Source organism: Rhizobium sp. AG207R (genome assembly GCF_027109195.1).
GTDB classification, from domain to species: Bacteria; Pseudomonadota; Alphaproteobacteria; order Rhizobiales; family Rhizobiaceae; genus Rhizobium; species Rhizobium dioscoreae.
Window position 1 is genome coordinate 16130 of the sequence record NZ_JAEPVT010000020.1, and the last position, 14198, is coordinate 30327.

The following is a 14198-nucleotide window of genomic DNA, read 5'->3' on the forward strand; positions in this document are numbered from 1 at the left end:
CGTATAGTCAGCCGGAGTTCGGCGGAGGTCCACCTACATTGCAAGATCGAATACGATCCGCCTTAGCTCACTAAAGCTTGCGGCACCCCTCGCTAAAGATGTTCGCTGGTGCGAAGTGGCTTTGGCAATGTGAGTATCGATAAAGGAATGCAGTGAAGCATGCTTCACCAACTCCGCCGCCGTCCGAACCTTCATCTTTCTCATGACATGGCCCCGGTGAACTTTGACGGTAATTTCAGAAATACCCAGTTCCGCAGCAATTTGTTTGTTCAGCAGTCCCTTGCAGATACCGTCCAAGACTTCTCGCTCACGGGTTGTCAACGACGACATCTTGTTCCGTATGCCTTCGGAGACCTGAGCGATTTCCCTTCGATGACGACTCTCGCCTTCCGCTCGCACTACGGCATCGAGAAGATCCTGCTCTCGAAACGGCTTTTGAAGAAAGTCGATCGCACCGCCCCTCATCGCGCGTACGCAGATATTGACGTCTGCATAGCCCGTTATGAAGACAATCGCAGTGGTAGAACCGAGTACGTTAAGACGATCTTGCAGTTCCAGTCCACTCATGCCTTGGAGCCGTACGTCCAGCAAAATGCAGACGAAATCTTCACCGACTCCCGCATCGAGGAACTCGGACGCGCTGGCGAACGTTGTCACGTCAAACCCCATGCTTTCGAGTAAGTCAGCAAGTGAGTTACGGATCGAAGAGGCGTCATCAATCACTGCGATGGCGCTCACCGCCTCGACAGGAACTGCTGGGGCCCCGCCTTTCGGAAAAGAAATCGTCATCGGGCTCTCCTTACGCTTTGTCGATAAGAAATCCGTGAGAATGACCTTACATTTCTCGGGCCGTCCTAGATCGTGAATTGTTGTCAAACGATGGGAAACCGTTGAGCAGCAACTTCGCGCCGAACGAAGAGACGCCGTCCCTGTGACGGCGATAGAAAAGATGAGCTAGCTGAACGCCCGTGATTGAAGGGAATTTTCGTTGGTTCTTCGCCGAACACTTCCGTCTCCGCAAGTGCAAACTCTGGTAACTCAGCGCCGGCCACCTGAATTCCTCGATATGCCTGGTGAACATTGACCGGATTTCACCACAATTAATTTCGCATCGAGAATGCGATGGGCTCTACTGCTCACGAACAAATGGTTGGCCAAAGTTAGGTTTCCCTGAGCGTTCGATGAGCCAATGGCGGTCGATCCAGCATTGGGAACTAATTGCTGATCGGAACGGAAGGCGCGGCAGACAAGAGGCCAGCTGCTTCAGACCGAATTAGCTTTTGGCTCTGTTACCTGCCTGAACCTGGCTCGCCGAACAAAGGCAAGCGCAGCTCGCGGCAGATGAACGGATCTTGGAAGCCGTTTGTTCAAACGCGACGCGACTACACAGGAAACCGTTAAGGAGCATGGTGATGAGAATGTTTGAAGCTGCTTTGCAGGTTGGAATCATGTTGTCTACTGTTACGGCGATGTCTGCGCCTGGCTATGGGGCAGAACTCAAGGCGAAGACCGCCGTTCTGGTTCACGGCGCATTCGCCGACGGAACATCGTGGTCGAAGGTGATCCCGATCCTGGAGAAAGCCGGACTTAAGGTTGTTGCCGTTCAAAACCCGCTTGATTCTCTCGAGAACGACGTCGCAGCGACGAAACGCGCGATCAAAAATGCCGAAGGTCCCGTCGTGCTTGTCGGTCACTCATGGGCAGGCACGGTGATTACCCAGGCCGGTGATAACGACAAGGTGAAGTCTCTGGTCTATGTCGCGGCATATGCTCCCGATAAAGGCGAGTCCGTCGAGGATATCTCCGCAAAGTATCCTGCCCCCGAGAGCCTGAAGTACTTCCAGAAGGACTCGGACGGTTATCTGACCATCAGCGATGAGGGAATTGAGAAATGTTTCGCGGCGGATCTGACGCCTACTGAACGGAAGGTCGTTGCAGCAGTGCAGGGTCCCTTCCATTCCCGCACTCTCACAGCGAAGGTTACCGAAGCGGCTTGGCGTGACAAACCGACCTTTATGGTCGTTGCCACCCACGACGCGATCATTCCGCCTCAAATGGAAAAGGATCAAGTCAAGGCGGCTAAAGCGATTTCCATCGAACTGCCGTCCAGTCACGTTGCGATGCTATCGCATCCCAAGGAAGTTGCCGAGCTGATCATCAAAGCTGCGGAATAGTTGGCTCGCCCATGCTGCGTCGGCAGCATGGGCAATTTGCAGACAACGATGTCATTGGCTGGCGCGATACTCCGAAAACTCTCAGATTTGGCCGATGGCCATCGATCGTCTCGGCGATTGGGGAGCCGTATCATATCGAAGAGTTCGCGCAGTCTTCCGACGAACGCAAGACATCGCAATCGCCACGCCGTTCAAGAGCCGGTTGACCGAGCTATGTGCACGTTCCCTAGCGCACCATCTTGCCGAGCGAAAGAATATTATGACCGCCATTGTCGACGGCTGCGACATTGCAGGCAATGCCGATACTGCATGCCATCCTCCAGCAGCTTAGCCGACTTCCTATGCCTCAGCGAGCGTTAAGGTCATGTGGGCTCTGCGCATGATCGTCCTCGACACGGCCAGGCGGCAAACCTTGTTGAGGCGTGCCGCGCCGCGCCAGCCCCTCGCAGTTCGCGACAGGTATCGCTGTCCGTTCTTCGATTACCATGAAAATGCAAGGCGCAGGCGTGAAAGATCGTTAATTGGAGGGAATTGAAACCCTTAGATTTCACCGCCCTTCACCATTTTTCTCGCATCGATTTTGCTGAATCCCGTAAATTCCTCAGTTACGGATCGAATGGTTGCCCAGTAGGGTCAAATGCCTCCAGGAGCACTGACGGAGATGTCACAGGTTTTGAACGACCCTTTGGCGCAGTTCTTCGCTCTCCTTGTCCTCCGCTCTCTAGCAAAGTTTACATTACCGGGAAGCACTCTAACGCGGTTCAGCTTGAACCTCGTTTTATTCGCCATCTTGACCGGCCTTCTCATTTACAACGGAATGCCGCCCTATATGCCGCTCGCGGCTGGGACCTCCGTTGTCGATCAGTTCAGCGATGGGATGCTGAAGACAATATGGTGGATCGGCGGCGCTGCTGTATTAGTAAGCGCTGTCCGGATGTTTCTTATCCTTGAAGAGAAACCCAACGAAGGACGCCTGCTACAGGATATCGTCATCGCGGTGATCTACACGGGAGCCGCGTTTTGCGTATTCGCATATGTCTTCAGACTTCCCGTTGGCACGGTTGTCGCAACATCCGGGGTATTCGCCATCGCTCTCGGTCTTGCGCTTCAAAGCACCTTAAATGACGTGTTTTCCGGAATAGCACTAAATCTCAACCGGCCACTCTCTGTTGGCGACTGGGTGGTGTTGGACGAAAATGTCCAGGGCAAAGTGCTGGAGACCAACTGGCGCTCAACGCAGTTCATTAATGGCACAGGGGACCTTGTCGTCGTGCCGAACAGCATTCTGGCTAAAAGCAGGATTACGAACCTGAGCGTGCCGAATGCCTCTCACGGAGCTTCGTTTAGAATTAAGCTCTCGCCAACGATATTGCCGTCTAAAATCATAGAGATTTTTGACAAGGTTCTTCTGAGCAGCAATGAAATACTACGAGCTCCCGCCCCTTCGGCCGCAATTGTTAGTTTGAACAGGGATGCCATCGAAGTTGAGGTGTCCTATCGCGTGCCAGATATATATTCTGTCGCTCGAGCTCGAACTGAATTGTTTGACCTCGTCTACAGACATACGACAGCCGTAGGTTTGGAATTGGCGACGGCGCCTCCCCGGGATGAAGCCGCACGCCAGGCCGATTTAACACTGCCTGCGCCAACTGCTCATCTCGCGAAATTCATGGGATTGTTCCCATTATTCGATGTACTGACGGCGAAAGAGAAGGTCGACCTGACGACAGATATGGCACATCACGTTTTCAAGAAAGATGAGGTGATTGCACACAAAGGTGCGGCATCGACATCACTTATGCTCTTGAAGAGTGGGGTGGCCGCCCTTGTCGATACCGACGGCAAGAAGCATGTCGAATACCGCAGGCTCGCTCCGGGGGATCTGTTTGGAGAACGAGGCGTTCTACTTGGCGCGCTTGAAAGCTGTGAGGTACGCGCTGTGTCTTCTGTGATCGTATGCGAAATAACAAAGAACCGCCTTGCAGCAGTGTTGCAGGAAAGACCAGCGATTGCTGAACAGCTGGCACTAATCCTTTCGGCCCGCACAAGGGCCGAAGAAGCCATACACGCGGCGGGGATCCATCAGACGCCGCACAGCATCGATACTTTAAGAACGAGAATACGGCATTTATTTTATCTCAAATGAATGTGGTCAATGTTACTGCCAGGGAGGCTCTGGCCGTCTGACTGGCCGGCGCTACGCGTGTACCGCCAACCTTGGTGAGGCGGTTGATTCCGATGAGGCAGTTCCGACGTAGTCAGCGAGGGCCCTTATCAATCCTTCCAGGGATCTTTCGAGATCGTCTTGCTCGGCTATTGCAATATTCGGTGGATCTATCGCCTTCGGGGAAGCAAGCCATTGCTGCACGTCGGTGGATATCTGCTCGTACATTGCTGCCCGAGCGTCGTCCGGCTCCTGCAAACCGGTTATCTCCAAAACTGCAGCTGCCCCGCATACCGCACGTAACGCGGCTGTTACCGACCCCAGCTGTTGAAGGCGTTGCGATCTCTTGCGGCCTTCCAGCCACAGCCGCTCTCTAGCGGTCTCGAGGCGAGCACTTGCAACACCAGCGCCTTGCTGCAGCTGATCAAGGTCGGCAGTTTCGTCGCCCTTTGATCTCAGTACTGCGGTTGCGAAAGCTAGATTGGCCTGGATTGCGCTGGCAATGAGACCAGAAAGACTTCGAATCTCGCGATCGGGCCATAGAGCGATACTGGCGACGAGGCCAAGACACGCCCCGAGCGATTCATTGATCACCCGGGCCAATATCAATCCGTCGGACGGCCGAAGATAATCCGACAGCAGCATGAACATGGGCGTCAGACAGATAACGAAGAGTCCATAGTTGACCAACCTCAACGCAATCACGACCGCCGAAAGGAGCACTATAACTATTGCCATCTCCACAACCCCGGAAAGCTGCCAGATAAGGAAGGCGGCGATCGATCCGCCAATGAAACTTCCCACTGCCCGCTCTAAAACACGGAGCCAGGTATTTCCAACAATAGGCTGCATCACGACGAGCGTGGTAATAGCGCCCCAATATGAAAAGCTCACATCGAAGCTTACACCGATCAAGTAACAACAAAGAACCGCCAGTGCTACGCGGAGCGAATGTCGCCAGACGATGGAGCTGATTTTATTTGGCGGTTGGTTTGCTGCGACGAGCGGCGGAATTTGGTTGGGCTCTGGATCTTCCCAGCTGCGTAGAAAATTCTCAAGCGCTTGCGCTGCAAAGCGGACAGATCGGCCGACAAGTCCGATCTCTTTTCCGGCGCGTGCCACCAATTCGAGCAGATCCTGTGGAGCGACAGGGGGAGACAAGTGCTTTCCATCAATCTGTTCGATGACAAGCCGGAGACTATCCCTAAGATCCAGGATCAAGCTTCTCTCGGTTGCATTGAACGGCCGCCCCTCCTGATTTCTATAGTGACCTAGAGCGATCAGCGCCGCAAAAGCTCGTCCAGCGGCGTCGATCGCTCTGCTATAACGAGATTGCTTGACTACCATCCTCGCAACGATGGCTCGACCGCGTTCGATTGATATCCGTGTGGCTCGTCGATAGACGATATTGAACTGATTCCATCGCTCGGGATTTGCATTTGTCGCGGTATCGAGATCGAGAAGTGACGAGAGCATCTGTTCCAACCGAGAAAAGATGGCAATCAACATCTGCCGACCCGGTGACGGCGATCGTCTCGGCCAAACGGGCAACGCAAGAGCAATAGCTCCCAGGCACCCAGCAGCAAAATAAACGCCGAGATAGACTGTACCGGTCAAATCTCGTGGCGAGGAGATGCCGATGACCACGGCCACTGCCGCGATCAATCCGCCTTGGGCGGGAGTGGGACCAAAGGCAACGTTGTATGACCGCGTCATGCCACAGGCGAAGACCAAGGCAAAGAGCGTCAGTCCGGCTGTCAAGGTCCCCATGTGCGCACCAAATACGCCTAACGTGATCGCCGCTGTGCCCAGCAGCGTGAACTGCAAGAGGGTTTTCAAGCGTTGCTTCGTCTCCCCTAAAGGATCAACCAAGAAGGTCCAAAACACCGCAACAGCCGCGAACGCGAGGTCGTGAATGTTGAAATATATCGCCGCACCAATCGCCAATGCCATACCCGCGGCTGTCCGGAGGCCGTCGGCCACATTCATCTGTTCCGGCGCGATCGTGAACACGTGCCCTTCCGACCACGCGGTCCGTCGGCTCACAAAGGAAACTAATCTCGATGTGATTCGCATTTTGATAGAGCTTTCTAAAGTGATGGTGCGATCAGGCACTCGGTCTCGACCTACGATCGAGCGTCAGATACGAAACACGACCATCTTCTCTGCCGTCATCTCATGCATTGTATAGGGGATACCGCCGGTGCCATGCCCGGAGATATGGCGACCTGCAAACGGCATCCAGTCCGTCCGGAAGGCGGTATGATCGTTCACCATCACCGTAGATGCGTCGAATTCCTCGGCCGCCCGAAGTGCTGCTGAGAGATCCTGTGTGAACACTGCCGATTGGAACGCCACCGGCAGCGAATTCGCTTCTTTGATGCCTTCGTCCAAGGAACCGATGGGATATACGCAGGTCAGCGGACCGAAAACCTCGAATGTCGATACCTTGGCATCTTTGGGCGGGTTGATGAGGATGGTGGGCTTAAGCGTGGTTGAAGATAAACGACCGCCTCCCCGCTGCTCACTCCCGGCGGCCACCGCCTCCTCGATCCATGCTGCGACTCTGTTAGCTTCCCCGGGATTGATTAGGGGGCCGACTTCCGTTTCTGACAACAACGGGTCGCCGACGTTGAGTTTGTTGACCCGTTCCGCGAACAACTCAACGAACTCGGTCATGACTTCACGATGGACATAGATGCGCTGGACGGACACGCAGACTTGCCCCGCGTGATAATATCCTCCCTTTGCGATGGGCTCGATAACCTTGTCGATGTCAGCCGATTTGTCGACGATTACCGGGGCTACACCACCGTGTTCCAGAGCGCAGCGAGCGCCTGAAGCCAGTTTCGACCGTAACGACCAGCCGACCTTTGCGGAACCGATGAAGCTGAGAAACGCCACGCGGGGGTCAGTTGCAAAAGCTTCAGAAAGAGCCCGATTTTCTGGCAGAAACGTCTGCACCCATCCTTCGGGCATCCCAGCCTCATGGACCAATTTGACGAGTTCTATACAATTCAATGGTGTTGCCATCGCCGGCTTGACGATAACGGGGCAACCTGTAGCGATAGCCGGAGCAACTTGGTGAACAATCAGATTCAGCGGATGGTTGAAGGCGGAAATAGCCGCGACAACACCAATCGGCTCTTTTAAAGTCCACGCGCGACGATCCACGCTCGCTTCGGTCAAGCCCATGGGGATTTCCCTACCTCCCCAGGTTCGAAGTTCGTCCGCGGCGATCCGCACGCCATCAATAGCCCTGTCTGTCTCAATCAGGGCATCGGTAAGCGGTTTTCCGCCTTCAGAAGCGATCAGTCGGCCGAACACCTCTCGCTTTGCTTCCATCAGCGCCGCGAGCTTATGAAGGATAGAAATGCGCCGGTAGACTTTCAACCATGAACCGCGGTCCTTGAACAGCTTTTGAGCAGTGGCTAATTTGCGTTCCAATGCCGCAGCGTCGTCAGCTTCAAGTTCTGCGAGCGGGCTCCGGTCAAAGGCTTTGACGACAGATATCATTGGACTCTCCAATACGATTTGAATGACATAGCGTCCTGTCACCGACAATCGGGCGACGGCTGATGGCGTTGAATTGCCCAGCCTGCCGGGAAGAGGGCAATCGCTAGTCAAGCGATATGAGACGCTATGGGAGCAAGAGACGAGAGACGAGTTAAGTGTCGTTATTTCGCGTGAATTGCGCTGAAGGGGTCCGCGAGACAGAAGTCGTACAGCGGCTGTTCTATCATATTTGCCATCTCGAAATCCTGGACGTCATGCCCTGATCCAAATCGGTTCAAGTAAGCGCGCAGATGTCCTACAGCCTGTTCTTCCGCTTGATGACCTGCAAGAAGTCGCATCCGGGTAATGCTGAGCACTATTCGCGATTCCCAGGCGATAGCTCCTTGATCCCGGGCAGCCTGCAGGGCGTTCCCGAGCACTACGTCCGCCAGGTTCAGGCGAGGCCGCGGAAAACTCATCAAGACTTCTGCTTTAAGTCTCATCAACTCTGGCGTTCTAAAAGTCCCCCCACACCACTCGTCAAGCCCGAGCGCGGAATCAAGCACCGTTAGGGCCTCCTCCCGCCTACCAAGCTTCGCCAGCCCCTGGGCCAGGGACGCGAGAGCTCCCAACGTCACGCAGGCAAACCTGATACTTCTCACTGTTTCCAAATATGGACGAAGCCCTTCGACGCCTCTGCCGATATCGTCTCTGACCAGCGAAACTTGCTCCCGCATCATCAAGCCCGCGTCTTGGAGTCCTTGGAGAGAATGCTTCGCGGTGAGGTAATTGAGTTCGTGTACCAATGTGTGGGCGCGTTCGTACCTTCCACATAGCGAGAATATCTCAGTCGCAACCAACAGAGTTATGCAGAGGGGTCCGACGCTAGTCCTGGCGTCACCGATCGCTTCCTCCGCAGCTTGCACCGAGGCTTCGGGCAAGCCTTGCAGCCATAGCAGCCTGGCAGCCAAAACCTTTGCAAGTGAACGATGAGCATATTCGAAGTAGCTCGTTGGCTTGTATCCGGTTCTCGCGACTATCTCAGCTGCTGTCACATATGCCCTAGAAGCCGCGCTTTGATCGCCCAGCATGTGATAACTTGTACCGAGCGACCATTCGGTTGCTGCCTGCTCCTCCTGTGACGATCGGGCGACTAAGATCGAAGCTCGCCGTTTGGCAACATCGGAGGCGTGTCGAAAGTCGCCCGACTTGATAAGCGAAAGGTTGAGACCAAGCAAGAACCGGGACTCGGTGCTGATGTCCTGCAGCTCCTTGCTTATCTCGATGCCGCGCCAAAGAGCGCTTTCCAGCTCTGACACGTTGTTACTTGCGTAAAAGGATGAGACCGAAAATGCCTCGACTAAGTGCAACTCCGTCCGACTGCCTCTGATGGTATCCGGCAAAGCTGAAAGAGCCCGTTTGCTCCAGCGAGCGCAGTCCTCGTACTTCGATAGCTGCATTAATACGGGCATGGCAAGATCTGCAAGTTCCACTCCAGTTGCAGGGTCGCCATCGTCGGAGAAGGCCCATTCGAGGCCTGCGTGAATGTTTGCAAGATAAAGTTCTGCCTCGACTTGCCTGGTAACGTCGTTACCGGCGGCAATGTTGTCGAAATTCCTGAGCTGATCCATGCAGTAGCGCGCGTGCCGGAGATGTATCGCTCGGCATTCTGGACGATCCGCCAGTTTCATGCGCGCGTACGCGTGGGTCATATCAAGCAACTTAAAGCGAGATCCACCGCTTCCCGCATCGAATAGGAGTAACGACTTGTCAACGAGGGAGCTTATGCCGGCGGCGATATAGCTGGACTCTATGTCACTATCGCATGCCACACTGGCCGCCGCATCCAAAGCGAAGTCGCTAACAAAAACCGAGAGCCTTTCAAAGATCCGTTTTTCGACTTCAGGCAACAGATCAAAACTCCAGTCAAGCATCGACTCGACTGTCTGATGCCTGATCGGGCCATGGCGATTGCCTCTCCAATGCAGCGCAAGACGGCTATCCAACAGATCAGCGAGCTGACTCAGACCGTATGCGCCAGCACGGCTAGCCACGAGACCGATCGCAAGCGGGTTCCCGTCTAGTCGCCTGCATATCGCTGCTACCAACGCCGCGTGATCGTCTTCCAGCGCCTGCTGGTAGCCACCCCCCGCGGCTCGTTCCATAAAGAGCTCTATCGCGGGCCAGGACAGCACCTTCTCGGCGGTCAGCCGGCCAGTGTTGGGTGGGAACGCCAAAGCTCGAAGGAGATATACGGTCTCGCCACTTGCTCGGAGCGCCTCCCGGCTAGTTATAAGCAAGCTCGTGGTCTCAGACGCCTCCGAAAACACATTAACCACGTCCGCCACTGCATCGAGCAGATGCTCGCTGTTGTCAAGAATGATCAAGTTTCGCTTCGAGGACAAAAACAAGGAGAGTTCGTCTTTTGATAGCCTGTCTGCCTTCAACGGGAGGCCGAGGGTCCCGGCGACTGCGCCCCAAATCGATCCGGGATTTTGAACGACGGTCAGGTCGACAAAATAAACGGCATCAAAGCAATCGGGTTCCTTAGCAACCATCAACGCGAGCGTCGTTTTCCCCACACCACCAGGACCGACAACACTCACAAAGCGACGTGTCTTTATCAGGCTAAGGAGATCTTGGAGATTTTCATCCCGCCCGAAAATGCGCTCGCTGCGTGATGGCAAAAACATCTGCATGTTTCTATTCATCCCCTCGGCGGGGGCCATTTTGTTGTCAGCGGAAAGCATCGTTTCGTCGGTGCCATGCTCGGCTTTCGTAGCCGCTAGTTCGGACCATTCGACAGGCGCGACAAAGCAATAGCCTCTACCGGCGACGCTCAGAACGTATCTGGCACCATCGACGCCGCATCCAATCTCCCGCCGAAGGTGTGCCATCTGCACCCTGACGTTCGAGTCTTCAACGCTAAGCTTGTTCCAGGCGAACGCCATCAGCTCCCTGTGAGATAGTACCTCGCCGGGCCGCTGTATGAGCGCGACCAAGAGGTCGAAGGCACGACTTCCAATCGGAATTCTGACGTCATCCTTCTCGAGCGTACGAGCGACCACATTGAGCCGGAAGGGGCCAAACAGAAAGACGCCTGTTGCATGGAACTCCGCCATAGGTAACCTCGACAACTGTCTTTGGATGCGATCGGCGGGAGTTTACAGCGAGTCTGAAGCGGGAGCGGTTAAATGAAGTTAATATCCCCCCGGCACACTTTTAAAGCGTGTCGTTTGCGCGCTACGGTGCGATCCTCCCATTAAGAGGTGGTCGCCCAAACCATCTCTTAACGGAAACTTGCGGATTTTAACGAGCACCGAAGCTACGATCGGGTTATTGGTTGGTCTCCACTGGCTCGGGCAAACAAACGGCCGGCACTTGATCGAGACAATACCGGAGCACCGACAACCGTCTAAGCTCGCCAGGAGGACCATGGCACAGCAGATCAAAGTTTACGCTGTCTTAACCGCCAAGCTTGGATGCCACGAAAGGCTGCTGGTGTTGTTGAAAGGTATGGTCGCACCCTCTCGGGCTGAAGCCGGAAACCTTCAATACGACCTGTGGCAAGAAGATGAAAATCCCGGACGCTTTGTTCTCGAGGAATGCTATCGGGACGAACTGTCGGCTGCAGCCCACAAAAGCAGCCCGCATTTTCAGAATTATCTCTCGATCATCAATGATCTGGCAGAGCGTCTGGTGGTTGCGGTTTCGCCAGTGGATGCCTTGGAAGGGGCATTCCCCTGGTCGACCGACAGTCCAGAGAGACTCAGCTGAGCGCGTTTATGTGATCGGCTGACATTTTGCGGCAGATCAAAAAGGATTCGTCTTATGATCGGTGGACGCCTCAAGTTAGGGCAGCTCGGAAGAATATGGTGTCTCGAAAAGTTGCGCCGTCGGCACCGGATGCACCTGTCGTTTTCCGCATTGACCGTGATTGCAGCTACCGCGACTGCTTTAGCTGGTATGGTCAACGCTGAAGAGCGTCACTCTCCAGCGTTCGCCTCGCGACGGGAGAGACATTGATGGCGAAGCCGGCATTATTCGCGTCAATCGACATTCGGGGTCTTCGCCTGGAAAACCGGATCGTTATCGCTCCCATGTGCCAATACTCCGCCGAGGAAGGCTGTATGAACGAGTGGCATCTCATTCATCTGGGCAAACTGGCGCTCTCTGGAGCTGCGCTACTCACCATCGAAGCGACTGCTGTCACGCCCGAGGGCCGTATCACCTACGCCGATCTCGGGCTGTGGAACGATCAAACCTACGCTGCGATGTGCCTGACTGTGGAAAGTATCCGTCGGTGGTCGGACATGCCCATAGGGATACAGCTAAGCCATGCGGGCCGAAAAGCGTCAACAGATGTTCCGTGGAACGGTGGAAAACAATTTCCGCCTACGGACGCTCTTGGGTGGCAGACGTTTGCGCCGTCGTCGATTCCTTATAGCGACAGTTGTGTCGCTCCGACCGAGCTCGATAGAGAGGCCCTAAAGCGGGTGAGGGATGCATTCGCAGCTGCCGCAAGGCGAGCAGACAAGGTTGGCCTGGACATGGTGCAGCTTCACGTCGCGCACGGTTACCTTTTACATCAATTTCTGTCGCCGCTGACAAACCACCGATCGGACGGCTATGGAGGATCTCTGGAAAACAGGATGAGATATCCCCTCGAAGTTTTCGATGCCGTGAGAGATGCCTTTTCCTCCGAGAAGCCGGTTTCCGCGCGACTATCAGCCACGGATTGGGTCAAAGGTGGCCTGGAGATCGGGCAAACCGTCGTATTTGCCCAGGAGCTTGAAAGGCGAGGATGTGACGTTATTCATGCTTCAAGTGGCGGACTTCATCCGTCACAGCGAATCGCGGTCGGACCGAGCTACCAAGTGCCGTTCGCGCGAACCCTAAAGCAAAACTTGCATGTCCCTGTCGTGGCCGCCGGCCTGATTAGCGCCTACGAGCAGGCGGAAGCCATCGTCGGCACGAACGATGCAGATATGGTAGCCGTTGCAAGAACGGCTCTATTTGATCCCAACTGGCCTTGGCATGCTGCCGCTCATCTCGGAGGAAAGGTCCGAGCGCCGAAACAATATTTGCGTTCGCAGCCGAGCCGCTATCGCGACCTCTTTGATACTGAATAGTAATAGGGTCACCATCGCGGCCTTTCATTCCGATAGCTTGTTGTATACCTTGGATGACGGCTTTTGTTTTCGCGCCTGCTCCAGCTGATTTGTCAAACCGACCGCCCTACAGGCGAGTGACGAATTCTCACCGACCCAACGCTATTGCGAGCGATTTCGTGTACGAGGCAAGTTCTCCCGGAATCGTGCGTCGTTGAAGGCTGGTTCTGCTTCGGAATGCGTCCGACCCTAAACGACGCTGTTCGGCGAAAAGCAGAAATGAAGTACGCCCGACCCGATACATAAGCGGCGCTGTAATTTATGAAAATCATCGCCTTATAGCCCCAGAATGCTTACGCCTCTTTTATTTATATTTTGGCGCACGCTGAAAATTTATTCTGCGGATTATACGAGTGTATAGGTGCGCTTATACCCTAATTTCCTCGCCTGCCGCGAATTGCTCTCGTACGTTTGCCCTGTGCATAAGTACACTGGACCTCAATTGGAGACAGCCATGATAAGTGCCGTCAAAAGCCGGGAGGCTTCCCTTGCAACGCCGTCGGACCTCAGCGAGCTAGCGACCAAGGAGATTTCCGCGTCGCTAACGGGTCTTCTTGCCGATGTTTTCACGCTCTATATAAAGACGAAGAATTTTCATTGGCACATGTCCGGCCCCAATTTCAGAGACTATCATCTGATGTTGGACGACCACGGCGATCAGCTTTTTGCTATGACGGACATCCTTGCCGAACGCGCTCGGAAGATCGGTGGCACCACGTTGCGTTCAATCGGGCATATCGCACGGCTTAAGCGACTTGACGATAACGATGCGGACTATGTCACACCTGAAGATATGCTAGCGGAGTTGCGGGAGGACAATAAGCGACTTGTCGTCGAAATGCGTCAACTGCACGCGACAACAAGCGAACACGATGACTTTGCCACGACCAGCATCCTGGAAAACTGGATCGACGAGACCGAAAGGCGCGTGTGGTTTCTATTTGAATCGTCTCGTCGGGGCTGACACGTTCTCTGACAGCACAGGAGGCGCGATGTGGGCCATCCTGCCACACAAGGCATCGGCAGCGAATATAGAAGCCCGCAACGAGCAGATGCGAGATGCACGGGCGGACGGTGGTGCACCGTACAACGTTCGCGCCACGCTAGACTTAAAAGTGCACTCCAGCTAATCGCCAGACCTTCTTGCGTTGGCGTTCTGCGAACGGATGTCGGGATTTCGGAGGATACCCGAGC

9 protein-coding genes are annotated in these 14198 nt (G+C 54.7%); 5 read left to right on the forward strand and 4 right to left on the reverse strand.

The window, feature by feature from the left end; genetic code table 11:
• Nucleotides 1–33: 33 nt before the first annotated feature.
• Complete coding sequence (locus JJQ51_RS32070) at nt 34–789, reverse strand: response regulator transcription factor (protein WP_269245809.1); 756 nt, start codon at nt 787–789, stop codon at nt 34–36.
• A 629-nt stretch (nt 790–1418) separates the two neighbouring features.
• On the opposite strand from JJQ51_RS32070, the gene JJQ51_RS32075 reads away from it, so the two are divergent.
• On the forward strand, nt 1419–2174 hold the full coding sequence (locus tag JJQ51_RS32075) for an alpha/beta fold hydrolase (RefSeq protein ID WP_269245810.1): 756 nt from the start codon (nt 1419–1421) through the stop codon (nt 2172–2174).
• Nucleotides 2175–2835: 661 nt separating this feature from the next.
• Nucleotides 2836–4320, forward strand: coding sequence for a mechanosensitive ion channel family protein (locus tag JJQ51_RS32080; protein WP_269245811.1), 1485 nt, complete (start codon nt 2836–2838; stop codon nt 4318–4320).
• A gap of 51 nt (nt 4321–4371) precedes the next feature.
• On the opposite strand, the gene JJQ51_RS32085 is transcribed toward JJQ51_RS32080, so the two are convergent.
• The 3 genes from JJQ51_RS32085 to JJQ51_RS32095 all read right to left on the reverse strand — a co-directional run bounded on the left by JJQ51_RS32085 (nt 4372) and on the right by JJQ51_RS32095 (nt 10955).
• Nucleotides 4372–6453 carry an FUSC family protein gene (locus tag JJQ51_RS32085; RefSeq protein ID WP_269245812.1) on the reverse strand — a complete coding sequence of 694 codons (2082 nt, stop codon included), beginning with the start codon at nt 6451–6453 and terminating at the stop codon, nt 4372–4374.
• 24 nt (nt 6454–6477) lie between these two features.
• Complete coding sequence (locus JJQ51_RS32090) at nt 6478–7854, reverse strand: aldehyde dehydrogenase family protein (RefSeq protein ID WP_269245813.1); 1377 nt, start codon at nt 7852–7854, stop codon at nt 6478–6480.
• Nucleotides 7855–8015: 161 nt separating this feature from the next.
• Nucleotides 8016–10955, reverse strand: a complete 2940-nt coding sequence (locus tag JJQ51_RS32095; RefSeq protein WP_269245814.1) for a winged helix-turn-helix domain-containing protein — start codon at nt 10953–10955, stop codon at nt 8016–8018.
• 313 nt (nt 10956–11268) lie between these two features.
• Here JJQ51_RS32095 and JJQ51_RS32100 point away from each other — a divergent pair, with 313 nt between their 5' ends.
• The 3 genes from JJQ51_RS32100 (at nt 11269) to JJQ51_RS32110 (ending at nt 13968) form a co-directional block, all read left to right on the forward strand.
• Complete coding sequence (locus tag JJQ51_RS32100) at nt 11269–11610, forward strand: putative quinol monooxygenase (RefSeq protein ID WP_269245815.1); 342 nt, start codon at nt 11269–11271, stop codon at nt 11608–11610.
• A gap of 248 nt (nt 11611–11858) precedes the next feature.
• Nucleotides 11859–12965 (forward strand): NADH:flavin oxidoreductase/NADH oxidase, encoded by a 1107-nt coding sequence (locus JJQ51_RS32105; RefSeq protein ID WP_269245816.1) that lies wholly within the window; start codon nt 11859–11861, stop codon nt 12963–12965.
• Between the two features lie 493 nt (nt 12966–13458).
• Nucleotides 13459–13968, forward strand: a complete 510-nt coding sequence (locus JJQ51_RS32110; RefSeq protein ID WP_269245817.1) for a Dps family protein — start codon at nt 13459–13461, stop codon at nt 13966–13968.
• Nucleotides 13969–14198 lie beyond the last annotated feature (230 nt).

Excerpts from the sequence above, each read along its gene's own strand:
- JJQ51_RS32070 (WP_269245809.1), bottom strand. The coding sequence starts at position 789 with ATGACGATTTCTTTTCCGAAAGGCGGGGCCCCAGCAGTTCCTGTCGAG.
- JJQ51_RS32110 (WP_269245817.1), top strand. The coding sequence starts at position 13,459 with ATGATAAGTGCCGTCAAAAGCCGGGAGGCTTCCCTTGCAACGCCGTCG.
- JJQ51_RS32105 (WP_269245816.1), top strand. The coding sequence starts at position 11,859 with ATGGCGAAGCCGGCATTATTCGCGTCAATCGACATTCGGGGTCTTCGC.
- JJQ51_RS32100 (WP_269245815.1), top strand. The coding sequence starts at position 11,269 with ATGGCACAGCAGATCAAAGTTTACGCTGTCTTAACCGCCAAGCTTGGA.
- JJQ51_RS32080 (WP_269245811.1), top strand. The coding sequence starts at position 2,836 with ATGTCACAGGTTTTGAACGACCCTTTGGCGCAGTTCTTCGCTCTCCTT.
- JJQ51_RS32095 (WP_269245814.1), bottom strand. The coding sequence starts at position 10,955 with ATGGCGGAGTTCCATGCAACAGGCGTCTTTCTGTTTGGCCCCTTCCGG.
- JJQ51_RS32075 (WP_269245810.1), top strand. The coding sequence starts at position 1,419 with ATGTTTGAAGCTGCTTTGCAGGTTGGAATCATGTTGTCTACTGTTACG.
- JJQ51_RS32090 (WP_269245813.1), bottom strand. The coding sequence starts at position 7,854 with ATGATATCTGTCGTCAAAGCCTTTGACCGGAGCCCGCTCGCAGAACTT.